The organism is Pseudomonas sp. JC1203, assembly GCF_056175065.1.
Window position 1 is genome coordinate 119957 of the sequence record NZ_JBWCAM010000006.1, and the last position, 26381, is coordinate 146337.

25 protein-coding genes and 3 tRNA genes are annotated in these 26381 nt (G+C 62.1%); 11 read left to right on the plus strand and 17 right to left on the minus strand.

Annotated features, from left to right (window positions below; translation table 11 throughout):
- Position 1: 1 nt before the first annotated feature.
- The 13 genes from pal to AC0SZ7_RS11355 all read right to left on the minus strand — a co-directional run bounded on the left by pal (position 2) and on the right by AC0SZ7_RS11355 (position 10587).
- Positions 2 to 499: a peptidoglycan-associated lipoprotein Pal gene (gene pal, locus AC0SZ7_RS11295; RefSeq protein ID WP_027978757.1), complete on the minus strand. Its 498-nt coding sequence runs from the start codon at positions 497 to 499 to the stop codon at positions 2 to 4.
- Between the two features lie 52 nt (positions 500 to 551).
- The gene (tolB, locus tag AC0SZ7_RS11300; protein WP_475504478.1) at positions 552 to 1853 is read right to left on the minus strand and encodes a Tol-Pal system beta propeller repeat protein TolB; all 1302 of its coding nucleotides are present in this window, start codon (positions 1851 to 1853) and stop codon (positions 552 to 554) included.
- On the minus strand, positions 1850 to 2938 hold the full coding sequence (tolA, locus tag AC0SZ7_RS11305) for a cell envelope integrity protein TolA (RefSeq protein WP_475504624.1): 1089 nt from the start codon (positions 2936 to 2938) through the stop codon (positions 1850 to 1852). The genes tolB and tolA overlap by 4 nt, the downstream gene beginning before the upstream one ends.
- Positions 2935 to 3387: a protein TolR gene (tolR, locus tag AC0SZ7_RS11310; RefSeq protein ID WP_475504479.1), complete on the minus strand. Its 453-nt coding sequence runs from the start codon at positions 3385 to 3387 to the stop codon at positions 2935 to 2937. Before tolR ends, tolA begins: the two co-directional genes overlap by 4 nt.
- Before the next feature lie 14 nt (positions 3388 to 3401).
- The gene (tolQ, locus tag AC0SZ7_RS11315) at positions 3402 to 4097 is read right to left on the minus strand and encodes a protein TolQ (protein WP_027978760.1); all 696 of its coding nucleotides are present in this window, start codon (positions 4095 to 4097) and stop codon (positions 3402 to 3404) included.
- Positions 4098 to 4099: 2 nt separating this feature from the next.
- Complete coding sequence (gene ybgC / locus AC0SZ7_RS11320; RefSeq protein WP_475504480.1) at positions 4100 to 4555, minus strand: tol-pal system-associated acyl-CoA thioesterase; 456 nt, start codon at positions 4553 to 4555, stop codon at positions 4100 to 4102.
- A gap of 136 nt (positions 4556 to 4691) precedes the next feature.
- Positions 4692 to 5750 (minus strand): Holliday junction branch migration DNA helicase RuvB, encoded by a 1059-nt coding sequence (gene ruvB / locus AC0SZ7_RS11325; RefSeq protein WP_475504481.1) that lies wholly within the window; start codon positions 5748 to 5750, stop codon positions 4692 to 4694.
- Complete coding sequence (ruvA, locus tag AC0SZ7_RS11330) at positions 5751 to 6359, minus strand: Holliday junction branch migration protein RuvA (RefSeq protein ID WP_475504482.1); 609 nt, start codon at positions 6357 to 6359, stop codon at positions 5751 to 5753.
- A 95-nt stretch (positions 6360 to 6454) separates the two neighbouring features.
- Entirely contained in the window at positions 6455 to 6979 is a 525-nt protein-coding gene (gene ruvC / locus AC0SZ7_RS11335; RefSeq protein ID WP_416426297.1) for a crossover junction endodeoxyribonuclease RuvC, read from the minus strand.
- A 109-nt stretch (positions 6980 to 7088) separates the two neighbouring features.
- Positions 7089 to 7835, minus strand: coding sequence for a YebC/PmpR family DNA-binding transcriptional regulator (locus tag AC0SZ7_RS11340; protein WP_475504483.1), 747 nt, complete (start codon positions 7833 to 7835; stop codon positions 7089 to 7091).
- Positions 7836 to 8032: 197 nt separating this feature from the next.
- Positions 8033 to 9808, minus strand: a complete 1776-nt coding sequence (gene aspS / locus AC0SZ7_RS11345; RefSeq protein ID WP_475504484.1) for an aspartate--tRNA ligase — start codon at positions 9806 to 9808, stop codon at positions 8033 to 8035.
- Positions 9809 to 9901: 93 nt separating this feature from the next.
- The gene (locus AC0SZ7_RS11350; RefSeq protein ID WP_027978767.1) at positions 9902 to 10123 is read right to left on the minus strand and encodes an FmdB family zinc ribbon protein; all 222 of its coding nucleotides are present in this window, start codon (positions 10121 to 10123) and stop codon (positions 9902 to 9904) included.
- Positions 10124 to 10254: 131 nt separating this feature from the next.
- Positions 10255 to 10587, minus strand: a complete 333-nt coding sequence (locus AC0SZ7_RS11355; RefSeq protein ID WP_475504485.1) for a ribbon-helix-helix domain-containing protein — start codon at positions 10585 to 10587, stop codon at positions 10255 to 10257.
- A gap of 603 nt (positions 10588 to 11190) precedes the next feature.
- Between AC0SZ7_RS11355 and AC0SZ7_RS11360 the strand changes: the two genes are divergently transcribed.
- Positions 11191 to 11793, plus strand: a complete 603-nt coding sequence (locus tag AC0SZ7_RS11360; RefSeq protein ID WP_475504486.1) for a cold-shock protein — start codon at positions 11191 to 11193, stop codon at positions 11791 to 11793.
- Positions 11794 to 11861: 68 nt separating this feature from the next.
- Here AC0SZ7_RS11360 and AC0SZ7_RS11365 read toward each other — a convergent pair whose 3' ends face one another.
- On the minus strand, positions 11862 to 12068 hold the full coding sequence (locus AC0SZ7_RS11365) for a SlyX family protein (protein ID WP_475504487.1): 207 nt from the start codon (positions 12066 to 12068) through the stop codon (positions 11862 to 11864).
- A complete protein-coding gene (locus AC0SZ7_RS11370; RefSeq protein WP_475504488.1) occupies positions 12058 to 12495 on the minus strand; it encodes an HIT domain-containing protein in 438 nt (145 codons plus the stop codon). The genes AC0SZ7_RS11365 and AC0SZ7_RS11370 overlap by 11 nt, the downstream gene beginning before the upstream one ends.
- 913 nt (positions 12496 to 13408) lie before the next feature.
- On the opposite strand from AC0SZ7_RS11370, the gene AC0SZ7_RS11375 reads away from it, so the two are divergent.
- The 3 genes from AC0SZ7_RS11375 (at position 13409) to AC0SZ7_RS11385 (ending at position 17582) form a co-directional block, all read left to right on the plus strand.
- Positions 13409 to 14734 (plus strand): OprD family porin, encoded by a 1326-nt coding sequence (locus AC0SZ7_RS11375; RefSeq protein WP_475504489.1) that lies wholly within the window; start codon positions 13409 to 13411, stop codon positions 14732 to 14734.
- A 164-nt stretch (positions 14735 to 14898) separates the two neighbouring features.
- Positions 14899 to 16614: a proline--tRNA ligase gene (locus tag AC0SZ7_RS11380; RefSeq protein ID WP_475504490.1), complete on the plus strand. Its 1716-nt coding sequence runs from the start codon at positions 14899 to 14901 to the stop codon at positions 16612 to 16614.
- A 17-nt stretch (positions 16615 to 16631) separates the two neighbouring features.
- A complete protein-coding gene (locus AC0SZ7_RS11385) occupies positions 16632 to 17582 on the plus strand; it encodes a hypothetical protein (protein WP_475504491.1) in 951 nt (316 codons plus the stop codon).
- A gap of 80 nt (positions 17583 to 17662) precedes the next feature.
- On the opposite strand, the gene dinB is transcribed toward AC0SZ7_RS11385, so the two are convergent.
- Positions 17663 to 18730, minus strand: a complete 1068-nt coding sequence (dinB, locus tag AC0SZ7_RS11390) for a DNA polymerase IV (RefSeq protein WP_475504492.1) — start codon at positions 18728 to 18730, stop codon at positions 17663 to 17665.
- Between the two features lie 263 nt (positions 18731 to 18993).
- On the opposite strand from dinB, the gene AC0SZ7_RS11395 reads away from it, so the two are divergent.
- From AC0SZ7_RS11395 to AC0SZ7_RS11415, 5 genes are all read left to right on the plus strand, one after another.
- Positions 18994 to 19070, plus strand: a tRNA-Met gene (locus AC0SZ7_RS11395).
- A 177-nt stretch (positions 19071 to 19247) separates the two neighbouring features.
- A tRNA-Met gene (locus tag AC0SZ7_RS11400) sits at positions 19248 to 19324 on the plus strand.
- 242 nt (positions 19325 to 19566) lie between these two features.
- Positions 19567 to 19643, plus strand: a tRNA-Met gene (locus tag AC0SZ7_RS11405).
- Positions 19644 to 19964: 321 nt separating this feature from the next.
- Entirely contained in the window at positions 19965 to 22541 is a 2577-nt protein-coding gene (gene mprF, locus AC0SZ7_RS11410) for a bifunctional lysylphosphatidylglycerol flippase/synthetase MprF (RefSeq protein ID WP_475504625.1), read from the plus strand.
- A complete protein-coding gene (locus AC0SZ7_RS11415; RefSeq protein ID WP_475504493.1) occupies positions 22541 to 23839 on the plus strand; it encodes a virulence factor family protein in 1299 nt (432 codons plus the stop codon). Before mprF ends, AC0SZ7_RS11415 begins: the two co-directional genes overlap by 1 nt.
- Before the next feature lie 182 nt (positions 23840 to 24021).
- Here the strand turns inward: AC0SZ7_RS11415 and AC0SZ7_RS11420 are convergent, their stop codons facing one another.
- Positions 24022 to 24906, minus strand: coding sequence for a LysR family transcriptional regulator (locus AC0SZ7_RS11420; protein WP_475504494.1), 885 nt, complete (start codon positions 24904 to 24906; stop codon positions 24022 to 24024).
- A 99-nt stretch (positions 24907 to 25005) separates the two neighbouring features.
- Between AC0SZ7_RS11420 and AC0SZ7_RS11425 the strand changes: the two genes are divergently transcribed.
- A complete protein-coding gene (locus AC0SZ7_RS11425; protein WP_475504495.1) occupies positions 25006 to 25605 on the plus strand; it encodes a short chain dehydrogenase in 600 nt (199 codons plus the stop codon).
- 62 nt (positions 25606 to 25667) lie between these two features.
- A complete protein-coding gene (locus tag AC0SZ7_RS11430; RefSeq protein ID WP_475504496.1) occupies positions 25668 to 26345 on the plus strand; it encodes a hypothetical protein in 678 nt (225 codons plus the stop codon).
- The last annotated feature ends 36 nt before the right edge of the window (positions 26346 to 26381 follow it).

A 26381-nucleotide genomic window follows, 5' to 3' on the forward strand; every position in this document is an offset into this window, starting at 1 on the left:
ATTACTTACGCAGTTCGACGCGACGGTTCTGAGCCCACGACTGCTCGTCGTTGCCAGTTGCAACTGGACGCTCTTCGCCGTACGAAACGATTTCCAGCTGAGCTGGCGAAACGCCTTGCAGGACCAGGTAGCGTTGAACGGCTTTCGCACGACGCTCGCCCAGAGCCATGTTGTACTCGCGGGTACCGCGTTCGTCGGTGTTGCCTTCCAGTACGACGTGAGCGCCATTGGCTTTCAGGTCTTTAGCGTGGACGTCCAGAGCGCGCATGGCTTCTGGTTTCAGGTCCGAGCTGTCGTATTCGAAGTAGAAGGTGGTGATTGCGCGCAGAGCAGCTTCTTCGCTCAGGGAGCCATCAACGGCACCGGTGTTTGCGCCGTAACCAGCGTTAGGGTCAACAGCTGCTTGACCAGCGTTGTCGCCGCCTTTCGAAGAGCAACCTACAGCTACGGCCATGGCCAGAGCCAGCGCAGCAAACTTACCAAACTTCAGCATTTCCATCGTGAAACTCCTAATGAACCCCAATGTGTTAAGTACAACGTGTAGCGCCGCGTCAGTTCAGGTAAGGGGACCAGGACGGTTCTCTGACTTCGCCTTGAGCGGTAGGAAGCGGGAGCCTCACGCGGCCGTTTAGCGACACGAGCATCAAGACTCCCCGGCCCTGCTGGCGGGTGGCGTAGATTACCATGGTGCCGTTGGGCGCAACAGTAGGCGACTCATCAAGACTTGAATCTGTGAGGATCTTTACAGTTCCGCGTTCCAGGTCCTGGGAGGCCACCTTGAAGTTGGTGAAACCATCCTGACGGTGGATCATCACCAGGGTCTTTTCATCAGCCGACAATTTCGGGTTGGCGTTGTAGTTGCCAATGAAGGTAACGCGAGTTGCGCCACCGCCACCCAGCGACTGTTTGTAGATCTGTGGCTTGCCACCGCGGTCGGAGGTGAAGTAGATGGTCGAGCCATCCTTGCCCCAGAACGGTTCGGTGTCGATGGCCGGATCATTGGTCAGGCGGGTGAGGTTGCGCGAGCCCAGGTCCATCACGTAGATCTCCGGGTTGCCGTCCTTGGACAGCACGAACGCCAGCTTGCTGCCGTCAGGCGAGAACGCCGGGGCACCGTTGAGGCCTTCGAAGTTGGTGATCTGCTGGCGGGCACCGGTGTCGACGTTCTGCACGAAGATGCGCGGGCGCTTCTGTTCGAACGAAACGTAGGCGATGCGCTTGGCATCCGGTGCGTAGCGTGGCGACAGGATCGGCTCGCGCGATTGCAGCAGGGTCACGGCGCGGGCGCCGTCATAGTCCGAGCGCTGCAGGGTGTAGCGGGTGCTGTTGGTGCTGAAGCGTTCGGCGGTTACATAAAGGAGGCGAGTGGAGAACGCGCCCTTCACGCCGGTCAGCTTCTCGAACGACTGGTCGGAGATGTAGTGGGCCATGTCGCGCAGTTGGTCCACGCTACCCGACACGCTGCCGGTCAGCACAGGCTGCTGGCTGCTGACGTTGAGCAGTGCATACGACACCTGCAGGCGGCCGCCCGCAGGGACGATGCTGCCGACCATGACGTACTGGGCGCCCAGGGCCTGCCAGTCGCGCCATACCACTTCGCTTGGCTGCGACGGGGTGCTGATCATGTTCTGCTTGTCGATCGGCGAGTAGTAGCCCGAGTTGCGCAGGTCGTTGGCGATGATCTGGCCCATGTCCTCGGGCAGCACGGCGCCGCCCTGGGAGCCGAACGGCACGACGGCGATCGGGGTGGCCCGGTCGCTGCCGCTGGTGACCAGAATGTTCTTTTCATCTGCCTGGGCAACGGCTGCAACGCAGCACAGTGCAACCAGCAGTCCTCGAAGAAGGGTAATCACAAGGCAAGGTCCTCAGGGGTGAATGTCATCTTGAAATTGCGGTAAGGGTTGAAATCACTTGGTTTCAGGCCCTGCATTTCGGTTAAGCGACCGATGTTCTTGACCGCTGCCACTGCCGACGCATCGAACGGACCGTCGCCGCTGGACTTGGCCACGGTTACGTTGGTCACGGTGCCGTCAGGCAACATGTTGATCTGCAGCACAACCGTCATGTTCTTGCGCGCGGATGGCGGACGAGTCCAGCCTTCGGCGGCACGCGAACGGATCAGGTCATCGAAGTTGCCGGCGGTCTGGTCGCCCTGCTCGTCCGCCAACGCCTGCTGACGCTGTGGCGTATCGGACAACAGATCAGCCAATGCCTGCGCCTTCTTGTCTTCAGCGGCCTTGCGGGCGGCTGCCTGGGATTTCTTCTTGGCGTCGTCGGCCGCAGCCTTCTTCGCATCCTCGGCGGCTTTCTTCTTCGCCTCCTGCGCGGACTCGGCAGCTTTCTTGGCGTCGTCAGCGGCTTTCTTCTTGGCGTCCTCGGCGGCTTTCTTCGCAGCCTCGGCAGCCTTCTTCGCGTCTTCCTCGGCCTTTTCCTTCGCCGCTTCCTCGGCTTTCTTCTTGGCTATGTCAGCCTGCTCGGCTTTCTTGGCCTCGGCAGCCTTCTTCGCGTCGTCGGCTTTCTTGGCAGCATCCGCCGCGGCCGCCTTGGCCTCGTCGGCAGCAGCCTTCTTGGCGTCATCGGCCTTCTTGGCTTCCTGGGCCTTTTGAGCGGCTTCTTCCTGCTTTTGTTCCGCGGCCTTCTCAGCTTGCTCCTGCTTCTCCTGCTCGACCTTCTTCTGCTCCATCTGCTCGACTTCGGTCTGTTTGGCAGCCGACTTCTTGGCCTCCCCGGCAATCTTCTGATTGGTCTGGGTGGTGGCCTGGCTCTTGGACTTCAGCTGATACAGCGTAGCCTGAACGATGGGCCTGGCAGGGGGCAGATCCGGGGTCATGGCGAAGCTTATGAACAGCATGCCAAAAATCAGGATATGCAGCGCAATGGCCCAGACACTGGGCCAGAAATAGCTTTCCGAGGCGGAGGGCTCTCGTTGTCGCATCAGGGCGCCTCGGTAATCAGGCCAACGTTACCGACACCCGCCTTCTGCAACCCACCCATGGCACCCATCACGGCGCCGTAGTCCACGGACTTGTCGCCGCGGATGAATACCTGGGTGCGTTTGCCGCCTTCGTTGCCGGCGCGAATGATCTTGGTGACGGCGTCGGTCATGGCAGGCAGGGTCATTGCCTTGTCCATCACCTTGTCGGCGTCGACTTCGCTGCCAAGGTTCCAGTAGTAGGTCTTGTCAGCCTTGATCGAAATGGTCAGGACCTGGGTGTTGTTGTCCTGCGGCAAGGCTTCGCTGGAAACCTTTGGCAGGTCAACCTTCACGCCCTGGTTGAGCATTGGTGCGGTGACCATGAAGATAACCAGCAGTACCAACATCACGTCGATGTAGGGCACCACGTTCATCTCGGCGACCGGCTTGCGTTTCTGGCGAACTCGGGCCATGGGTAATTACCTGCTCACTCTTCGCTGGTGTGCACTTTACGGTGCAGGATGGCCTGGAACTCGTCAGCGAACGTGTAGTAACGGCTGATCAAGGTTTCGCTGCGGGCGGCGAAGCGGTTGTAGGCGATAACCGCCGGAATTGCCGCGAACAGGCCGATGGCGGTGGCCACCAGGGCTTCGGAAATACCCGGGGCAACGGTGGCCAGGGTGGCCTGCTGGGCGCCGGCCAGGCCGCGGAAGGAGTTCATGATGCCCCACACGGTGCCGAACAGGCCGATGTACGGGCTTACCGAACCAACGGTGGCCAGGAACGGCAGGGTCTGCTCAAGCTTTTCCTCTTCGCGCGAGATGGCCACGCGCATGGCACGGCCCACGCCGTCCATGACTGCGTCCGGGTCCACGCCCGGCTGCTGGCGCAGACGCGAGAACTCCTTGAAACCGGCGCGGAAGACTTGCTCCACACCCGAATCCGGGTCTGGGTTGCTGCCCGCCTGGCGGTACAGCTTGGACAGGTCGATGCCCGACCAGAAACGCTCCTCGAAGGTGTCCAGGGCCCGGCGGCCGGCACGAATCAGTGCGCTGCGCTGGAAAATCATGACCCATGAAGTGACCGATGCGGCTACCAGAATCAGCATTACCAGCTGTACAACCACGCTGGCATTGCTGACCAGGCTCCACATGGAGGTATGGTCGACGACGTTAGCTTCCACGCTTAATCTCCTGCTTTTGAGTGTGTACCCGGGCCGTCTGCAGCGGCGAAGGCCGCGCGCAGAGCTTCGGGAATGGCCCGGGGTTTGAAAGTATCGGCGCGCACACAGGCCACCAAAAACTGCCCTTCGCAGAGCAGCGTCATATCCGCTGCGCGCCAGACCTGCTGCTTGAAGCGCAGGCTGGCGCGGTTCAATTCAATTACCTGCGCAGTGACGAGCAATTCGTCGTCCAGACGGGCCGGCACCAGGTAGCGCGCCTCGCTGGAATGCACCACGAACAGCAGGTTCTCGCGTGCCAGAACCGACTGCACGTAACCCAGCTCACGCAGCCTTTCGGTGCGTGCCCGCTCCATGAACTTGAGATAGTTGACGTAATAAACGACGCCGCCCGCATCGGTGTCCTCGTAATAGACGCGACAGCGATGTGCGAACGACTCAACCCCATTTTGCGCGCGCATACTCTAGTGCTTACTCCTCAGGTTGCCAATCCGGCCAGGCAACTGTTTTTTCATCGTTTTTGCGCCGTTCAGGCAGGGCAAAACACTGCTCGCACCCTAGGACCGCAAAAACTCCAATTAAATCGCCACCATGACGTTATTCGTCAGCCGGATCGACGAACTGCTCGGTCGCCGGCATTTCCCCCAGGCGGCCGGGAATGTTCAGGCCGAAATGCAGGTACGCATGGCGGGTAACCACCCGGCCACGCGGGGTGCGCATGATATAGCCCTGCTGGATCAGGTACGGCTCCAGCACGTCCTCGATGGTGTGGCGCTCTTCGCTGATGGCCGCGGCCAGGCTGTCGACGCCCACCGGGCCGCCATCGAACTTCTCGATCATGGTCAGCAATAGACGCCGGTCCTGGTGGTCGAAGCCACGTTCGTCGACGTCCAGCAGGTTCAGCGCCAGGTCGGCGATGGGCTTGGTGATATGGCCCTTGCCACGCACTTCGGCGAAATCACGCACACGGCGCAGCAGGCGGTTGGCAATACGCGGGGTGCCGCGGGCGCGGCGGGCGATCTCGAAGGCGCCCTCGTCTTCCACCGGCAAGCCGAGGATATTGCCCGAGCGGCTGACAATGGTCGCAAGGTCGGCGGTGCTGTAGAACTCCAGCCGCTGAACGATACCAAACCGGTCACGCAACGGGTTGGTGAGCATGCCCGCGCGCGTGGTGGCGCCCACCAGGGTGAATGGCGGCAGGTCGAGCTTGATGGAACGCGCCGCCGGCCCCTCGCCGATCATGATGTCCAGCTGGAAATCTTCCATGGCCGGGTACAGCACTTCCTCGACGATGGGCGACAGCCGATGGATTTCATCGATGAACAGCACATCGTGCGGCTCAAGGTTGGTGAGCAGCGCGGCCAGGTCACCGGGGCGTTCGAGCACCGGGCCCGACGTGCTCTTGATGGACACGCCCATTTCCTGGGCGATGATGTTCGCCAGGGTGGTCTTGCCCAGGCCAGGCGGGCCGAAGATCAGGGTGTGGTCCAGGGACTCGTTGCGCCCGCGGGCAGCCTGGATAAACAGCTCCATCTGTTCGCGCACGGTGGGCTGGCCAATGTAGTCGGCCAGGCTCAGCGGGCGGATGGCCCGGTCCTGCTGTTCTTCCCGGTCACGGCCCGTGGTGGCGGTAATCAGGCGGTCGGCTTCGATCACTTAAATCATTCCCTTCAGGGCATGGCGAATCAGCTCTTCGCTGCTCAGGCCTTTGGTCTTGATGGCGGCCACAGCCTTGCTGGCCTCCTGGGGCTTGTAACCCAGGGAGATCAGCGCGCTGACGGCATCGCTTTCGGCGCTGGCCACCGGCGCGACACTGTTGGGGCCGGTAGGCATCAATTCGAACATCGCCGGCGCGGTTTCCCAGGCCTTGAAGCGGTCCTTGAGTTCCACCAGCAGGCGCTCGGCGGTTTTCTTGCCCACACCCGGCACCTTGGTCAGGGCCGACGCATCCTGGGCCTGCACGCAGCGCACCAGCTCATCCACATCCAGGCTCGACATCAGCGCCAGGGCCAGCTTGGGCCCTACGCCGTTGAGGCGGATCAGCTCGCGGAACAGTTCGCGCTCGCGTTTTTCAAAGAAGCCGTAGAGTAACTGAGCATCCTCGCGCACCACCAGATGGGTGTGCAAAGTCACCGCCTGACCGACCGGCGGCAGGCGGTAAAGGGTGGTCATCGGCACTTCCAGCTCGTAGCCCAGGCCATTGACGTCGAGAATCAGGTGCGGCGGCTGCTTTTCCGCCAGGGTGCCGCGCAAGCGTCCAATCACGTTTCAATCCTATGTTCGGTACCAGCAAGCAATGCTCGCCATCATTGCAGGCCCGGCGGGCCATGCAAGTCAAAAATCTTCAGCAGATGATGCTATCAGAGCCGCAGGCGCCCGCCGCGGCTGCGTGCGGTGCCCAAGCCGTGGGGAATCAGGCTGGAGCGAGTGTGGGCATGGGTCAGGGCGATAGCCAGGGCGTCGGAGGCGTCGATCTGCGGCTTGGCCACCAGCTTCAGCAGGTGCATGACCATCATCTGCACCTGCTCCTTGTTGGCGCCACCGGTACCGGCCACGGCCTGCTTGACCTGGGTGGCGGTGTACTCGGCCACTTCCAGGCCCTCTTCCATGGCCGCGACAATAGCGGCGCCGCGCGCCTGGCCCAGCTTGAGGGCGGAGTCGGCGTTGCGGGCCATGAACACCTTCTCGATGCCCATGGTGACCGGGCCGTAGGTCTGGATCACTTCGCGTACGCCGCGGAAGACAATCTGCAGGCGTTCCTGCAATTCGCCGCTGCCGGTACGAATACAGCCCGAAGCCACGTACTCGCAGCCGCGCCCGGTGTCGCGCACCACGCCGTAGCCGGTAATGCGCGAACCGGGGTCGATACCAAGAATTAACGTCATAAAGCCTGCAGCTCGAAAGGTGCCGAAAAAGCAGAAACCGGAGCGGCAAAGTCGCGCTGTTGAACGCGATTCTGCTGCTCCGGCCTCAAGAGTAGAACGTGGCGCGGGATCAGCCGAGCTTTTCCATCACCTCGTCGGGGATCTGCGCGTTGGAATAGACGTTCTGCACGTCATCCAGGTCTTCGAGCATGTCGATCAGCTTGATGACTTTTTCCGCCCCTTCCAGGTCCAGTTCGGCACTGGTGCCTGGCACCATGACGATTTCCGCGTCGGTGGACTTGAAGCCCGCCGCTTCCAGGGCGTTGCGCACCGCGTAGAAGCTGGCGAACGAGGTGAACACGTCCATGGAGCCATCTTCGTGGGTGGTGACGTCGTCGGCATCGGCCTCCATGGCCGCTTCCATCAGCGCGTCTTCATCGGTGCCCGGCGCAAAGGAGATCTGCCCCTTGCGTTCGAACAGGTAGGCCACCGAACCGTCGGTACCCAGGTTGCCGCCCGACTTGCTGAAGGCGTGACGCACGGCAGCCGCAGTGCGGTTGCGGTTGTCGGTCATGCACTCGACCATCACCGCCACGCCACCTGGGCCGTAGCCTTCGTAGGTCAGCTCGACCATGTCGTCCGTGGCTGCTGCGCCAGTGCCGCGCGCCACGGCGCGGTCAATGATGTCGCGGCTCATGTTGGCGCCCAGGGCCTTGTCCAGGGCCAGGCGCAGGCGCGGGTTGGAGCCCGGGTCGCCGCCGCCCTGACGGGCCGCGACGGTCAGCTCACGAATCCACTTGGTGAAGATCTTGCCTCTCTTGGCATCCTGACGCTCTTTGCGGTGCTTGATGTTCGCCCACTTGGAATGGCCAGCCATAACAACTCCGAAATTCTTTTTTCAAAACACCTGCAGGTGTTTTTTTGTGGGAGCTGGCTTGCCAGCGAGCTTTGGGAAAACCCTGAAAAACTCGCTGGCAAGCCAGCTCCCACACGAACAGTGCCCCACTTTTGATGGGGAGGCAGAACCCTCTGCCATGTAAAAAGCGCATCCGAAGATGCGCTCTGGTTCAGCTTTTACTCAGCCTTTGGCTGTTCGCGCAGGCGAATGTGCAGCTCGCGCAGGGCCTTGGCGTCGACCAGGCCAGGGGCCTGGGTCATGACGCATGCGGCGCTTTGGGTTTTCGGGAAGGCGATCACTTCGCGGATCGACTGGGCGCCGGTCATCAGCATCACCAGGCGGTCCAGGCCGAAGGCCAGGCCACCGTGCGGCGGTGCACCGTACTTCAGGGCGTCCAGCAGGAAGCCGAATTTCTCTTCCTGTTCGGCTTCGTTGATGCCCAGCAGGCGGAACACGGCCTGTTGCATTTCCTTGCGGTGGATACGGATCGAACCGCCACCCAGCTCGGTGCCGTTCAGGACCATGTCGTAGGCACGCGACAGCGCGGTGGCCGGGTTGGCCTCCAGCTCTTCAGGCGAGCACTTCGGCGCGGTGAACGGGTGGTGCAGCGCGGTGAAGCTGCCGTCATCGTTCTCTTCGAACATCGGGAAGTCGACGACCCACATCGGTGCCCATTCGCAGGTGTGCAGGTTGAAGTCGTTGCCAACCTTGATACGCAGCGCGCCCAGGGCCTCGCTGACGATCTTGGCCTTGTCGGCGCCGAAGAAGACGATGTCGCCATCGACCGCGCCAACGCGATCCAGGATGGTGTTCAGCGCAGCTTCAGGGATGTTCTTGACGATTGGCGACTGCAGGCCTTCGACGCCCTTGGCGCGCTCGTTGACCTTGATGTACGCCAGGCCCTTGGCACCGTAGATGCCGACGAACTTGGTGTAGTCGTCGATCTTGCTGCGCGGCATGCTCGCGCCGCCAGGCACGCGCAGGGCGGCAACGCGGCATTTAGGGTCGTTGGCCGGGCCGCTGAACACCTTGAATTCCACGTCTTTCAGCTGGTCGGCAACGTCAACCAGCTCCAGCGGGTTACGCAGGTCCGGCTTGTCGGAACCGTAGCGGCGCATGGCCTCTTCGAAGGTCATGTGCGGGAATTCGCCGAATTCCAGGTCCAGCACTTCCTTGAACAGGTTGCGGATCATGCCTTCGGTCAGGCCCATGATGTCTTCCTCGTTGAGGAAGCTGGTCTCGATGTCGATCTGAGTGAACTCAGGCTGACGGTCGGCACGCAGGTCTTCGTCGCGGAAGCATTTGGCGATCTGGTAGTAACGGTCGAAGCCGGCCACCATCAGCAGCTGCTTGAACAGCTGTGGCGATTGCGGCAGGGCAAAGAAGCTGCCGGCGTGGGTGCGGCTAGGCACCAGGTAGTCACGGGCACCCTCAGGGGTGGCGCGGGTCAGGATCGGCGTCTCGACGTCGAGGAAGCCGTTCTCGTCCAGGAAGCGACGGATGCTGGTGGTCATGCGCGAACGCAGACGCAGCTTCTCGGCCATTTCCGGGCGGCGCAGGTCGATGAAGCGGTAGCGCAGGCGGGTTTCCTCGCCAACGTCGGAGTATTCGTTCAACGGGAACGGCGGGGTTTCTGCTTCGTTCAGCACTTCCAGCTCGTAGCCCAGCACTTCGATCATGCCCGAAGCCATGTTGGCGTTGCCGGCACCGGCCGGGCGCAGGCGCACCTTGCCGGTAACCTTGACCACGTATTCGCTGCGCACGCGGTCGGCCGCGGCGAAGGTCTCGGCGCGATCCGGGTCGAAGACCACCTGGGCCAGGCCCTCACGATCACGGATATCGAGGAAGATAACCCCGCCATGGTCACGACGGCGGTGGACCCAGCCGCAAAGGGTGATTTCCTGACCTTCCAGGGTCTCGTTCAGTTGGCCGCAATAATGGCTGCGCATCATGATGGTGGTTTCGCTTCTCGTATTCGGTATTCGGGGAAGGCCTTGCAAGCCTGGCTGGCCTAATAGTGCAAGACCCTGCGGGTGCAGTTCAACTCAATCGGCTTTGTCGCCGCCCGCCAGATTCTTTTTGCTGCCGGTCTTGAAGTCGGTTTCGTACCAGCCGGTACCACTCAGGCGAAAGCCAGGCATGGAGAGCATTTTCTTCAGCTCGGGGGCCTGGCAGGCCGGGCAGTCCGTCAACGGTGACGCACTGATCTTCTGGATGACTTCCATCTGGTGACCACAGGAAGCACATTGATAGTCATACATGGGCATGGGAATGTCTCGGCAAGCAAATACACGGCACAGGCCGCACCACGCGGCAAAGAGCGGGATTATATCCTTATACCGCGCGCCTGTGCAGCCGTGACGACACCCCGAATGTCGCCCTGCCCCCTCCACGCGCTTCAGTGCGCCCCACAATAGCGCTCCATCAGGTGCACCACGCAGACGACTCGCACCAGCCCGCTGAAATTCTTCACCCCACCGTGACGCAGGTGCACCTCGCGGTCCACGTGGGAAAGAATGGCATTGACCGAACAGCCATTGGCCCTGGCGATGCGTTCCAGTACCTTCCAGTACACCGACTCAAGACGCAGGCAGGTCGCAAAACCGTTCAACCGCACGGAACGCGACAACGGCTGCGCCAGTTCCATATTGAAGTCAGCCAGAAAAGGATCATGAGGTATCTTTCCCGTCCTCGCCACCAGCCGAGTGCTTTGAATTAATTCGCTGGACATAACTATCACCACATCCTTGTGTAAAACAACACTGAGAAAAAACAGTTACAGTTTTAGCAATTCCCCCCGTCCATGAGGCCCTAACTAAATACCTACAACCAGCGGAAGCGGCACTTCGCCTCGTAGGAACAAGCTGCCAAGTGCCTGTAATTAGTTCACCCACGTGCAGTCCCACTCCCCTCTGCCCGGCGCAGCGCCAAGCCGGCCGGGGCCTACGGGCAAAAGTTCACGGTGGCAAACCCGAACTCCACGGGGACTGCCCAGCGCACCCAACGCTCCACGCCCTGCAACTAATCCAATTTGCGAAATACCAACCCGCCTACAACCACGCAGGCACTTTCTTATTGCCAACTCACCGCTGGGATGTTGCACCACCGACGCAGCGCAAACGTTTGGTGAATGCAGCGAAAAATGACCGTCCGGTGCGCTGATTTGAGTAGCCACCGGCTTTGCTGTTAAATAGAACGCCTGCACCCCGCACACCTTCATTGCGTGCGGGTGTTCAGGCTGAGCCCGCCCCGTGAACTGCGTCTCATTTTGTTCCGATGCGCACCGTGACGTGCCAGCTCTTCCTCGTGATCCGTCTGAACGTGAGTTAATAAAATGTTGAAAATTGTTCACCTCCTAACGGGCGCTGCAGCCTTGCTGCTGTCGTTCATACCCAGCCTGCGGGCAGAAGCGGTGCCCTACCTGCAACAACCCGAAGCCATTTACCTGGCATTGTTCGGCCTGCTCAACCTGACCCTCGCCCCGGTCATTCCATACTGGAACCGCGGCCCGCGGCATCAAGTGCAAAACCTGGTCAGCGCCCTGCTGATCCTGGCGGTAGTGGCACAGACCGTCACCCTGCTGGCCGAGTGGAACAGCATCGGCGGCTTCCCTGCCCTGCTGCCAGCCCTGGCCTGTGCGGTACTTGCCGTATTGCTGCACCTGGCAGTCAGCTTCTACAAATCCTCCCCTGCCGCTGCTGCACCTTCGTATGACATGAGCAACCGCGATACCGGCACCGTGAAGTGGTTCAACACTTCCAAGGGCTTCGGCTTCATCTCCCGCGACTCGGGCGACGATATCTTCGTGCATTTCCGCGCCATCCGTGGCGAAGGCCACCGCGTACTGGTCGAAGGCCAGCGCGTGGAGTTCTCGGTGATGAACCGCGACAAGGGCCTGCAGGCTGAAGATGTGATCGCCGCTTCACCGCGACGCTGATTGCCAGCCACAAAAAAACCGCGCCTAGCGCGGTTTTTTCATGCCTGCGATTTTGTCACCGGCCGGCCTTAATAATGTGGGGGCGGCGCCTCGTGCTCGCTGACCCCGAACTGGCCTACCATCTCTTCCTGACGCTTGAGCAGGGCCGCCATCTGCAACTGCAGGCGCTCCAGCTGGCGCTGCTGCTGCACCAGCTCGTCATTCAGGGCCTGGATGGTGTCATCCTGGAAGGCCAGCCGGGTTTCCAGCTCCATGACCCGCGCTTCAAGCGTCATGGGCAGCCTCCAGGAATGTAAAATCTTGCGTCAGTATTCCCTTCAGCCGCTCACGAATGGCCGTAACTTGTTCGGCACTGTAAGGCTGCCCGGCAACTTTGCCCCAGACTGGCGCCGGCCATGCCGCATCTTTCTTGTAACGAACAATGACGTGCATGTGTAGCTGGCTAACAACATTACCCAAGGTAGCGACATTCATCTTGTCGGCGGCAAAGTGCTCATTAAGCAGTTTCGCCAGGGTATTCGTTTCCTGCCACAGTTGAAGTTGCTCAGTGTCATTGAGCTGAAACAGCTCGCTGATACCATCGCGGCGTGGCACCAGAATAAACCAGGGATAGTTGGCGTCGTTGCTCAGGAGCAGCCGGCTCAGGGGGAAATCCCCGATGAGGTGGGTGTCGTGCTGCAGGCGCGAATCTAAAGAAAACACCGCGAGATCTCCGGCAAGGTGAAAATTTTTTTAGCCCCATGAGCCAGGAGGGCCCATGCACCTACAGGATACCTGCGATCGAACCCGGGTTCACGGGCAACCACGCGAAACCCCACAAACAGGCTCGCTCGACACCGAAGAAAACGCACCATATAAGCGCACTCCGCACCAAAAAACCCCATGCAAGGCGCGGTTTTTACTGCCTTCCGGCAGGTGCATGCGCAACCTTGCGCGCAATCGTTTTATTGGCAAGGGCCACCACCTGGCGGGCCGGTTTGCCAAAGTGCAACTGTGGGCTAGGCTGCCTTGGGCAACCGCTACTTTTCGCACCAAAACGGGCCGGAGTGAGTAATGCCAGTGCGCCAGTCATCCGCCAAGTTCCCACTTGCGAACGTGGACGGTAACGTTTCCGCCCAGCTCGGCGAGCTCACCCGATCCTCGCCGCCGCGTCAAGTTCCCCAGCGCACCCCCGATTTCATGAGGCGGCACCGCCGCCCGGTAAAAAAAGTGAAAGAAATGTCATGCGATGGCACGTTTGGGCGCGCTTGTTGCATTCCTACCCACCCAAGTCGGCAGGCAGCCCTGGATGGGGATGATTCGCGACAAATAACAACAGCTGCACGGAAGACCAAGGAGTTTTCAGGCAGGAGCTTAGAAGTAATTTTCCTATGCTCGCCCCCTTGAAAACAGCGCTGAAGTTGTGCAGCTTGTGTTACCCGAAGCTGTGGTTTGCGACACGGACGGAAGTTTTTGCGACAGGCTCGAGAAGAAGCCGGACGATTGAGCTTAGAAGTATCGCCATAAAGCGTCAGCGTGATATAAGTTTGCGCTGACACAAAAAGAAAGAGCCGCCCAGATAATAAACCAGGTGGGACGGCAGTACTCTTCCTAAAAACCAAAGGAGCAAATCACGATGAAAGTGATTAAGTGGAGCGCAATCGCACTGGCAGTTACCGCGGCTAGCTCGCAGCTGGCCGGCGCCGCAGCATTCGTTAGCGATCAGGCAGACTCGAAGGGCTTCGTCGAAGACGCAACCCTGAACTTGCTGCTGCGCAACTACTACTTCAACCGCTACTCGTTCGGTTCCGAGCACAAGTCGGCTGACTGGACCCAAGGCATCCAGGGCGTCTTCACCTCCGGCTTCACCCAAGGCACCATCGGTGTCGGTATCGACGCATTCGGCTACCTGGGCCTGAAACTGGATGGCAGCAGCGGCACCACCGGTACCAACAACCTGACCGTGGGCGAAAACGGCCCGAACGACAGCTACGGCAAGGCCGGCGCTGCGGTCAAGTTCCGCATCTCGAAGACCATGCTGAAGATCGGTGATCAACAGCCTAGCACCGCACCGGTATTCGCAGTGGGCGGCTCGCGCCTGACCCCGCAGACCGCTTCGGGCATCTCCCTGATGAGCAGCGAGATCAAGGGCCTGGACCTGGAAGGCGGTCACTTCTACTCGGCTTCGAGCGAAAGCAGCACCAACCGTGATGGCTCCCTCTGGGCCACCTACGCCAACGTGCCAGCCAACTCGATCGACTACGCCGGTGGCAAGTACGCGTTCAACGACAACTTCACCGCTTCGCTGTATGGCGCGAACCTGGAAGATATCTGGAACCAGTACTACACCAACCTGAACTATGTTCTGCCACTGGCTGATACCCAGTCGCTGACGTTCGACTTCAACTACTACCGCACCACCGACGCCGGTAGCGCCAAAGCAGGCAGCATCGACAACAACACGTTCTCGCTGTCGGCCGCCTACTCGTTCCTGTCGGCACACACCATTACCCTGGGCTTCCAGAAGGTCAACGGCGACACCCCGTTCGACTACATCGGTGTGGGTGACAACAACCGCGGTGGCGACTCGATCTTCCTCGCCAACTCCATTCAGTACTCCGACTTCAACGGCCCAGGCGAGAAATCGTTCCAGGCTCGTTACGACCTGAACATGGCGACCTTCGGCGTGCCTGGCCTGAGCTTCATGGCCCGTTACGCACACGGTGACGACATCGACGGCACCAAGATGGCTGCCGACAGCCCTTACCGCGCCTACGGCTACGGTGAAGACGGCAAGCACCACGAGACCAACGTCGAAGCCAAATACGTAGTACAGGAAGGCCCAGCCAAAGACCTGTCCTTCCGTATTCGCCAAGCGTGGCACCGTGGCAACGCCGACCAGGCCGAAGGCAACGTCGACGAGTTCCGCCTGATCGTCGACTACCCTCTGTCGATCCTGTAATTACAGGGCAACCGCCAGCGGTACCGACAGCTATATAAAGAAGCCCGGCGCATGCCGGGCTTTCTTTTGCTCGCGATACCTCATGGCCACCACCCTGTACGTCGCCGGGCGTGCACCGTACAATGCCCAGCTTCAATAAAATTCAGCAACAGACACGGCCTATCATGCGCACCAGTCAATATTTGCTCGCCACCCAGAAAGAAATCCCCAACGACGCGGTCGTCATCAGCCACCAGCTGATGCTGCGCGCCGGCATGATCCGCAAGCTTGCCTCGGGCCTGTACACCTGGCTGCCGATGGGCCTGCGCGTGATGCGCAAGGTGGAAAACATCGTGCGCGAGGAAATGGACGCCGCCGGCGCCCTGGAAGTGCTGATGCCTGGCATCCAGCCTGCCGAGCTGTGGCAGGAATCCGGCCGCTGGGAACAGTACGGCCCAGAGCTGCTGCGCCTGAACGACCGCCACGGTCGTGATTTCTGCGCCGGCCCTACCCACGAAGAAGTCATCACCGACCTGGCACGCAACGAGCTGAACAGCTACAAGCAGCTACCGATCAACCTGTACCAGATCCAGACCAAATTCCGTGACGAGATCCGCCCGCGCTTCGGCTTGATGCGTGGCCGCGAATTCATCATGAAGGACGCCTACTCCTTCCACGCCGACCAGGCATCGCTGCAGCAGACCTACGATCGCATGCACCAGGCCTACTGCAACGTCTTCACCCGCCTGGGCCTGAAGTTCCGCCCGGTGGAAGCCGACAACGGTTCGATCGGCGGCGCCGGCTCCCACGAATTCCACGTGCTGGCCGAGTCCGGTGAAGACGACATCGTCTTCAGCGACACTTCCGACTACGCCGCCAACATCGAGAAGGCCGAAGCCGTCCCACGCGAGACCGCCCGTGGCGCTGCCACCGAGGCGCTGCGCCTGGTGGACACGCCGAACGCCAAGACCATTGCCGAGCTGGTGGAAAACTACGGCCTGGCCATCGAGAAGACGGTCAAGACCCTGATCGTGCACGCGGCCGAGGAAGGCAAGCTGATCGCCCTGGTAGTGCGCGGCGACCACGAACTGAACGAAATCAAGGCCGGCAACCACCCCCTGGTTGCCAGCCCGCTGGAGATGGCCAGCGACGCCGAACTGCGTGACGCCATCGGCGCCGGCGCCGGCTCCCTGGGCCCGCTGAACCTGCCGCTGCCGTGCATCATCGACCGCTCCGTGGCGCTGATGAGCGATTTCGGCGTGGGCGCGAACATCGACGACAAGCATTACTTCGGCGTGAACTGGGAACGCGACCTGCCGGTCCCGGAAGTTGCCGACCTGCGCAATGTCGTCGAGGGCGACCCAAGCCCGGACGGCCAGGGCACCCTGGTGATCAAACGCGGCATCGAAGTGGGCCACATCTTCCAGCTGGGCACCAAGTACAGCGAAGCGATGAAGTGCCAGGTACTGGGTGAAAACGGCAAGCCTGTCACCCTGACCATGGGTTGCTACGGCATTGGCGTATCGCGCGTGGTGGCTGCTGCCATCGAGCAGAACAACGACGCCGGCGGCATCATATGGAACGACACCCTGGCGCCATTCCAGATCGCCCTGGTGCCGCTGCGCTATGAAACCGAGCAGGTGCGCGAAGCTACCGACAAGCTGTACGCCGAACTGACCGCCGCAGGCTTCGAAGTGCTGCTGGACGACCGCGACAAGAAGACCAGCCCCGGCATCAAGTTCGCCGACATGGAGCTGATCGGCATTCCGCACCGCATCGTCGTCAGCGACCGCGGCCTGGCCGAAGGCAACCTGGAATACAAGAGCCGCACCGAAGGCGAGGCCCAGGCCATTCCAGTCGCCGACGTCCTGTCGTTCATCCAGGCCCGCGTGCGTCGCTGATCCAGACCAGGGAAACCATGTACAAGCGAAGTGGCTTAAAACTGGGGAGCACCGCCTTGTGCGGTGCTCTGCTTCTGGGCGGTTGTGCCAACCACATGTCCCAGCGCAGCGAACATGACGAGCGGGTCGAGCGCAAGCTGCTCGACCACAGCCTGCAGATCGACGCTGGCAGCCCCGCGGCGCTTGAACTGCCGCAACGCCGGGTACGTATTCACGAGCAGAAGACCTTCGAGGTTACCGAGTTCGAGGTTACCCGCCGTTACGACCGCTACACGCCCTACCAGCCCTGGCGCGAGCTGTACGAAGTGCCGCTGGGCGCGGTAGCCGTGGTGGCCGGCGTTGGTGCCAACGTGGTGAACGTGCTGATGTTCGGGCAACTGCCCGACAGCGTCACCAAGGACTGGATCAGCTACGGTTTCGCCGGCCTCAACCCGTTCATGAACGTGCAATCCAACGGCCGTGCGCAACAGAATCTGGCGGGCGTGGACCAGGTGCAGAAAGACAAGCGCCTGGAAACCACAACGCTCCCGTGGAGCGAGCGCCCGGTGGACGTGCAGTCGGGCAAGCAGACCTATGAGCTGACCACCGACCGCAATGGCGTGCTGAAGGTCAACCTGCTGGACAGCCCCTTCGCCGACCAGGACCTGAAAAACGTCAGCCAGCTGAAGATCAGTGTCGAGGACGCCGACGACAACGTCCGTGCCGACGCGACACTGGGCCTTGGCAACGACCTGCGCGGCAAGCTGGCCGAAGCCCACGGGCTGATTTACGACGACCTTGAAGGCGAGGACGTCCGCCAGTGGGTGCACCGGGTCAAACGCCTGTCGGACCTGGGCATGGAAGAGGAGGCCAGCGAGCTTGAGCAGAGCCTGATCGAGCTGACCCGCAACGATCCAGAACTGCAACAGCAATTCCTGCGCTCGCTGACCCGCGACGCTGGGCGCCTGGTGGCCGACCCCGGTTTGTAACCCGGGACGCAGATGGACGCGGCCTGCGGCCGCTGCTACGGGATCGCATGTAGCAGCTGCCGGCAGGCGGCGTCCAGCCGTTACCCATTCTCACCAAACAGTTCCAACTGCTCCAACGCGCCACGCAGGTCCTGCAGGCGCACGCCAATCCCCAGCAACCGCACCGGCTTGCCGCCGCGCGCCACCGCCTGGCTCAACAGCTGCCGGTAACTTTCCAGGTCCCTGCCCGCCCCCGCCTGCTCCAGGGTAGTCTGGCTGAAGTCATGAAACTTGACCTTCACGAACGGCTTGCCCGGCTTGTAGCTGCTGTCGATGCGCGCCATGCGCGTGGCCAGGGTTTCCATCAGCTCCGGCAATTTCGCCAGGCAGGCCTCCACATCAGGCAAGTCCGTGTCGTAGGTGTTTTCCACGCTGATGGACTGCCGCCGGCTATCGTTGTGCACCGGGCGCTCATCAATGCCGCGGGCCAGGCCCCACAGCCGCTCGCCGAAACTGCCGAACTCGCGCACCAGGGCCAGCTTGCTCCAGTCGCGCAACTCCAGGCAGTTGCTGATACCCAGCCGCCCCAGCCTGTCGGCGGTGACCTTGCCCACACCGTGCAGCTTGCTGACCGGCAAGGCGGCGACAAAATCCTCCACCTCACGCGGTGTCACCACGAACAACCCGTTCGGCTTGCGCCAGTCGCTGGCAATCTTGGCCAGGAACTTGTTGGGTGCCACCCCGGCCGACACAGTGATGTGCAACCGCCGCGACACCTTGCGGCGGATGTCTTCGGCGATGCGGGTAGCGCTGCCGGCAAAGTGCGGGCAATCCGACACGTCCAGATAGGCCTCGTCCAGCGACAGCGGCTCAATCAGCTCGGTGTATTCGCGGAATATGCCATGGATCTCGCGCGACGCCTCTTTATAGGCCTCCATGCGCGGCTTGACGATGGTCAGGTCGGGGCACAGCTTCAACGCGTGGCGCGACGACATGGCCGAACGCACGCCGTAGGCCCGGGCTTCATAGTTGCAGGTGGCAATAACGCCGCGCCGGTCCGCCGAACCGCCCACAGCCAGGGGCTTGCCGGCCAGGCTGGGGTCGTCGCGCATTTCGATGGCGGCATAGAAGCAGTCACAGTCGACGTGGATGATTTTGCGCTGCGTCATGGCCCAGGTGTTTCTATCTATATAAAGGAGGCGTTTTCGTACGAAACGCTGGCCAGTATCTCACTCACCCCGCTGCGATGGCAGACCCAGGCGGGATCCGATATTTATTTTCTCAATCAAAATGCCACCACCGATAGGGCTGAGAGCCCCGCCCCGCCTGCCTCGCAGCCATTTTTGAGCACGCTAAGCACTTGAACAAAAAGACTTTTCCTGAAACTGGCGTTTGACACACATGGGGAAGTCTGTAGAATCAACTCCACAGACGCGGGATGGAGCAGTCTGGTAGCTCGTCGGGCTCATAACCCGAAGGTCGTCGGTTCAAATCCGGCTCCCGCAACCAAACATCGAAGAAGGCCACTTGAAAAAGTGGCCTTTTTTGTGCGCGTGTGTTTTAGGCGACGTCGCCCTTGGACGCAGCCTTCGGCAGCTGCTACGGGAATTGTTTGGTAGTTCAAGGGGTTATCCAAGATTAACTGTTGACACCTTGCCGCCGTGCTGTAGAATCCGCCCACACAGACGCGGGATGGAGCAGTCTGGTAGCTCGTCGGGCTCATAACCCGAAGGTCGTCGGTTCAAATCCGGCTCCCGCAACCAAACATCAAAGAAGGCCACTTGAAAAAGTGGCCTTTTTTGTTTCTGCTTGTTTCAAACAATACGCTCCCCTCGTAGCGGCTGCCGAAGGCTGCCTCCAACAGCGACGCGGCCTTCGGCAGCTGCTACGAAGTTCGACGAATTCCTTGGCACTTCAAAGACTTGCCTAAAGCGCGCCACTTTGTCGCAGCACTGTATTAACAGTTGACACCCTACCCTCTTACTGTAGAATCCGCCCCCACAGACGCGGGATGGAGCAGTCTGGTAGCTCGTCGGGCTCATAACCCGAAGGTCGTCGGTTCAAATCCGGCTCCCGCAACCAAATATCGTAGAAGGCCACTCGCAAGAGTGGCCTTTTTCGTTTGGGCGCAGAAATAAAAACGGCACAAACCTGCCGTATCGTGGTCCACCCTTGCGCGACCTCAGGTGGAAGAAACATGAAACTTCCCCTATAGATAAAGCGTCCGAGCCCGATAAAAGGTCAAACGGGTTAATATATTCCGAATTATTTTTGTATAGGGATTGGTAACTTGACTGGATACCTTCATCCTGTTGCGCACAATCCACGAGGTGATTGATGCGCCCCGACTCGCCAGAACTGCCTGAAACCGTGACTGCCCCACATCCGTTGAACCCAAGCAAAATGCGCTGGCTGGAGCTGCTGAGCAAGTACCGTCAACCCATCGGCCTGGTCGTGACCCTGTTGCTGTTCGGCATCGCCCTGATCGCGTGCCGTCACCTGCTCGCCGAACTCGATATCTATGCCCTGCATGATTCGGTACTGAGCACGCCCAAGGCTTCCCTGTTCGGTGCATTGGCTGCGGCCGCTGCCGGTTTCGTCGTGCTGCTGGGTTATGAATGGTCGGCCAGCCGCTATGCCGCCGTGACGCTGCCGCGCCGTACCCTGGTGCTGGGCGGGTTCACTGCGTTCGCCATTGGCAACGCCATCGGCCTGTCGCTGCTGTCCGGCGGCTCGGTGCGCTACCGTCTGTACGCCCGCCACGGCATCGGCGCCGCCGAAGTGGCACGCATGACCCTGTTCGCCAGCCTTTCGCTGGGCTGCGCACTGCCGCCGCTGGCAGCCCTGGCCACGCTGAGCAACCTGCCCGCTGCCTCTGCCGCCCTGCACATCGCCCCCGGCCTGCTGGGTACCATTGCCGGCGCCGTCATTGCCCTGACCGCGCTGCTTGGCGCCGGTATCTACCGCCGCCGCCTGGGCGAGCAACCCATCGCAGACAACCTGCTGGTCAAGGTCGGCCGCCGTACGCTGCGGCTGCCGGGTGTGCGCCTGACCCTGCTGCAACTGGTGATCACCGCCCTCGACGTGCTGTTGGCAGCCACCGTGCTCTACCTGCTGCTGCCCGACGCCCCGCCGTTTGGCGCCTTCGTGCTGGTGTACCTGCTGGCCCTGGCTGCCGGCGTGCTCAGCCACGTGCCCGGCGGCGTCGGCGTGTTCGAGGCCATCCTGCTGGCCGCTTTCGCCAATGAACTGGGGGCCGCGCCACTGGCCGCCGCCCTGCTGCTGTACCGCCTGATCTACGTGATGCTGCCGCTGCTGCTGGCCTGTATCGTGCTGCTGGCCACCGAAGCCAAGCGCTTCTTCTTCGCCCAGCAGGCCATTCGCGTGGCCTCCGGCATGGCGGCGCCGATCCTGGCGCTGCTGGTGTTCCTGTCTGGCGTGGTGCTGCTGTTCTCCGGCGCCACCCCCGAGATCGATACGCGCCTCGAACACCTGGGCTTCCTGATTCCCCACCGCCTGATCGACGCCTCGCACTTCGGTGCCAGCCTGATCGGCGTGCTGTGCCTGCTGCTGGCCCAGGGCCTGCGCCGGCGCCTGTCCGCCGCCTGGATGCTCACCACCACCCTGCTGCTGGTGGGCGCGCTGCTGTCGCTGCTCAAGGGCTTCGACTGGGAAGAAGCCAGCCTGCTGATCTTCACCGCCTGCCTGCTGGCGATCTTCCGGCGCTCGTTCTACCGCCCCAGCCGCCTCCTGGAGCTGCCGTTCTCGCCGTTCTACCTGATGGCCAGCGCCTGCGTGGTGGGCGCCTCGATCTGGTTGCTGCTGTTCGCCTACCAGGACATTCCCTACAAGCACCAACTGTGGTGGCAATTCACCCTGGACGCTGACGCCCCGCGCGGCCTGCGTTCGGCCCTGGGCAGCGCCGTGCTGCTGGTGATCGTCGCACTGACCTGGCTGCTGCGTACCGCACGCCCGGTGATCCACCTGCCTGACAGCGAGGAACTGCACAAGGCGGCGAAAATCCTGATGACCTCCGATCAGCCGGACGGTGGTCTGGCGCTGACGGGTGACAAGGCGCTGCTCTTCCACCCCAACGACAACGCCTTCATGATGTACGCCCGCCGCGGGCGGAGCCTGGTTGCGCTGTACGACCCCATTGGGTCGACCCAGCAACGGGCGGAAATGATCTGGCAGTTCCGCGACCTCTGCGACTTCCATCATGCCCGCCCGGTGTTCTACCAGGTGCGTGCGGAGAACCTGCCGTTCTACATGGACATCGGCCTGACCGCGATCAAGCTGGGCGAGGAAGCCCGGGTAGACCTGGTCAAGTTCGACCTGGAAGCCAAGGGCAAGGAGATGAAGGACCTGCGCTACACCTGGAACCGCGGCACCCGCGACGGCCTGTCGCTGGAGATCCACGAGCCGGGCCATGCGCCGCTGGAAGAGCTGAAGGTGATTTCCGATGCCTGGCTGACCGGCAAGAACGTGCGGGAAAAAGGCTTCTCCCTGGGTCGTTTCAGCCCGGAGTACCTGCAGCATTTTCGTATTGCAATCATTCATTTCGAGGGACGCCCCGTGGCGTTCGCCAACCTGCTCGAGACCCACAGCCATGAACTGGCCAGTCTCGACCTGATGCGCGCACACCCCGAGGCACCAAAGCTGACCATGGAGTTCATGATGGTCGGCCTGATTCAACATTATAAGAGTCATGGTTACGCGCGCTTCAGCCTGGGCATGGTGCCGTTGTCGGGCCTGCAACCACGTCGCGGCGCACCGCTGACCCAGCGTCTGGGTTCGATGGTGTTCCGCCGTGGTGAACAGCTCTACAACTTCCAGGGCCTGCGGCGCTTCAAGGATAAATTCCAGCCCGACTGGGAACCCCGTTACATGGCCGTGCCCGCAGGACTCGATCCGCTGGTGGCACTGGCCGATACCGCCGCCCTTATCGCGGGCGGCCTGACAGGATTGGTGAAACGCTGATGATTCGACGCAACTGGCGTAAATGGCTGGCGGTCGTGGTGGTAGTGATCGCTGGCGCCGCGGCGGTCTACTGGTACATGAACCGCCCCGCCCCCGCGCCCCTTCTTGAACAGGTGAAGCTGGACGACGGCAACACCGCGACCCTGGTAACCCCCGGCACCCGCATCAAAGCGCGCATCGTGCTGTCGGTGCCGGCCGAGCAGGCGCTCACCGACAAGCAACTGACCGACCTCAGCAAGGACGGCTCGGCGCAACTGGTGCAAGTGCTGCTGGCCAAGTCCGACTGCGACGAGCAGGAGGCCGACCTCAAGGCCGCGGCCCAGCACCTGGACGGCCCGGTGACGCTGTTCGGTGGCATCGGCTCCGGCGCTGCCGAAGCCTGGTCGTGGCTGGCCAGGCAGACCGACGACAAGGCCACTGCCGTGTCGGTGGGCTTCAGCCTGGAACAGCCTGGCTGCGCCACCCCGCTGCCGAAGAAAGCCGAGCACGGCCACTGGATCGTTGCCTGGAACGACAACCCGGATGACGCCAGCGCCTCCTTCGTGCGCGACACCCCGAACGCCGAGACCAGCATCAGCGACTACGACGTGCACCTGCCACAGGTGCTCAAGAACGAGCTGACCAAGCTGCTGGTTGGCGACAACAAGGACGCCCTGAGCATGCCCGTGGTGGAAGTGCCCGCCGGCCAGGCCACCGACACCGTGACGCTGTTCCTGTCCGGTGACGGCGGCTGGCGCGACCTGGACCGCGACGTGGCGGGCGAGATGGCGAAAATGGGCTACCCGGTTGTGGGCATCGACATGCTGCGTTACTACTGGCAGCACAAGACGCCTGAGCAGAGCGCCGAGGACCTGTCCGCGCTGATGCTGCATTACCGCCAGAAGTGGGGCACCAAGCGCTTCATCCTCGCCGGTTACTCGTTCGGCGCCGACGTGCTGCCTGCCACCTACAACCGCCTGCCGGCCGAAGACCAGAAGCGCATCGACGGCGTGCTGCTGCTGGCCTTCGCCCGCAGTGGCAGCTTCGAGATCGAAGTCGAGGGTTGGTTGGGCAACGCTGGCAAGGAAGCACCGACAGGGCCTGAAATCGCCAAGATGCCGCAGGACAAGATTCTGTGCGTGTACGGTGTCGAGGAAGCCGACGAAACCGGCTGCACCGACAACAAGACCTACACCGGCGAGACCCTCAAGCTGCCTGGCGGCCACCACTTCGATGAAGACTACCCGGCACTGGCCAAGCGCTTGATCGACGCGATCGAGAAGCTGCAAGGCAAGCCACCGGTGGCCAAGGCCAACTAAGGCCCTGCCCCGCCGTTAAAAAAGCCTCCCTTGTGGAGGCTTTTTTGTGCGCACAACCAACTTGTGGGAGCTGGCTTGCCAGCGAGCGGTTGAGGCCCCAAAAGCTCGCTGGCAAGCCAGCTCCCACAAGGACAATTACAGCCACCGCCGACTGCGTCGACAAGGACAATTACAGCCACCGCCTACTGCGTCGACCAGGCCGCCAGGTAATCCGCCACCACCTGCACCCGGCGTGGCAAGCCACCTTGATACGGATGCACCAGGAACAGCGGTGCGCTGGAGGTCTGGTACTCACGCAGCAGCCACACCAGCCTGCCCTCTGCCAGATCCTCGTGCAGCATGTATGACGGCAACCTGGCCACCCCAGCCCCCGCCAGCGCAGCTTTCTTCAACAGGCTGTAATGGTTGCTGGCGAACGGCCCCGCCACGGCCACGCGGATTAGCTCGTGCTGCAGGTGGTAGCGCCACTCCTCCCGCCCCCGGTAATGGCTGTTGAGCAGGCAGGCGTGCGCGGCCAGGTCCTGCGGGGTTTGCGGGGCCGGCCGCGCAGCCAGGTAAGCCGGGCTGGCGCAGGTTATTTCCTGCATGGTCAGCAGCGGCCGCGCCACCAGCCGCTCGTCGCTGGCCACAGTCTCGCGTACCGCGAGGTCAAAGCCGTCGCGGGCCAGGTCGCGGTAGGCGTTGCTCAGGTCCAGCTCCAGGTTGATCTGCGGATAATCCCGGGCGAGCGCCAGCAGCAACCCCTCGAAGAAGGTTTCGCCCAGCGACACCGGCACCGTCAGGCGCACTGGCCCGGCCAGTTCGTCCTTGAGCTGCGCCAGGGCCTGGTGCGCGCGCTGCATCTGCGCCACCAGCGCCTGCGCCTCGGGCAGCAACGCGGCGCCCGCCGCCGTCAGGCTCAGGCGCCGGGTGCTGCGGTGCAGCAGCTGCACGCCATGGCCGCTTTCCAGGGCGCTGATGCGCTTGGACAACTGCCCCTTGCTCCAGCCCAGCTGCTCGGCGGCACGGGTGAAACTGCCGGCGCCGACCAACGTCGCGAACGCCGCCAGGTCATCGAGCTCACTCATGGATTGTTTCCATATGAAAACCAAAGGTTGCCTATTAGAGGGATTATCCGAAAAAAGCAAATCCCTACACTGGTTGCCTACACCCATGAGGACTCAACCATGAAGATTCTGTTGCTAGGTGCCAGTGGCACCGTCGGTTCCGCCGTTGCCAGCGAACTTGCCCAACGCCACGAAGTGATTCGCGTGGGCCGCACCAGCGGCGACTTCCAGGTGGACATCAGCGACCCCGACTCCATCCGCCGGCTGTTCGAGCAGACCGGGCGTTTCGATGCCCTGGTGAGCGCCGTGGGCAGCGTGACCTTCAAACCGCTGGGGGAAATGACCGACAGCGATTTCAGCCTGGGCCTGCACAACAAACTGATGGGCCAGGTGAACCTGCTGCTGATCGGCCGCGAGTTCGCCAATGACGGCGCCTCGTTCACCCTGACCTCAGGCATCCTCAACCGCGACCCTATCCGCACCGGCGCCTCGGCGGCGCTGGTCAACGGCGCGCTGGACGCCTTCGTGCGCGCGGCCGCCATTGAACTGCCCCGCGGCCTGCGCATCAACGCCGTGAGCCCCACGGTGCTGGTGGAAGCCATGGGCAGCTACGCGCCGTACTTCCGCGGCTACAAGCCGGTGCCTGCGGCCGATGTGGCGCTGGCCTACGCCAAGAGCGTGGAAGGCCTGCAGACCGGCCAGGTGTTTATCGTCGGCTAGCAGGCCGCACAATTTTCACTTCTGCTGTGCTACGGTGCGCCCCACTTACCAGGAGGCCCCCGATGCGTGTTGCCCGTAATCTGCTGTGTTTTGCCCTGCTGCCGCTGTTCGCCGGTTGCCAGCTGTTCGCCTCTGCGCCCAGCCAGCCTTCCCACGCCGACCTCACGCGCATGCAAGGCGTGCTGATGGGCAACAACGGCCAGCTGCTGTTCCAGCCCTGCGGTGAACAGCGCCACTACACCGTGACCGATGTCGGCCATACCGGCGTGCTGCAGGAAGCGGCCGGTATCGTCGGCAAGTCCGGGCAGGTCTACGCCGATGTGCGCGGGCGCTTCGAAGCCAGCAAGACCGGCGGCCTGGACGGCACCATCGACCTGCGGCAGTTCTACCGACTGGAACGCACCACCGCCGCCTGCAACGACCCCAATTTCAAACTGCTGACCCTGCGCGCCGCCGGCACCGAACCGTCGAAGTGGGAACTGCGCGCCAGCGGCAAGGGCCTGGAGCTGAGCCGTGCCGACCAGCCGCCGCTGGCCGTGCCCTTCGTCGAGGAAACCCTGCCTGATGGCCGCCTGAGCCTGAGCACCGAAGCCAACGGCCTGAAGGTCGAATTGTGGGTTGCGCCGCAGCGCTGCGTGGACCCGACCACCGGTGGCATTATGCAGATGAGCGCCGAATTGCGCGTGAACGACCAGCCTTACCGGGGCTGCGCCTACTTCGGTGGCGCACGCAACGACTGAACATCTGCCGTCGGGCAGTTAAAACCTGACGGCAAC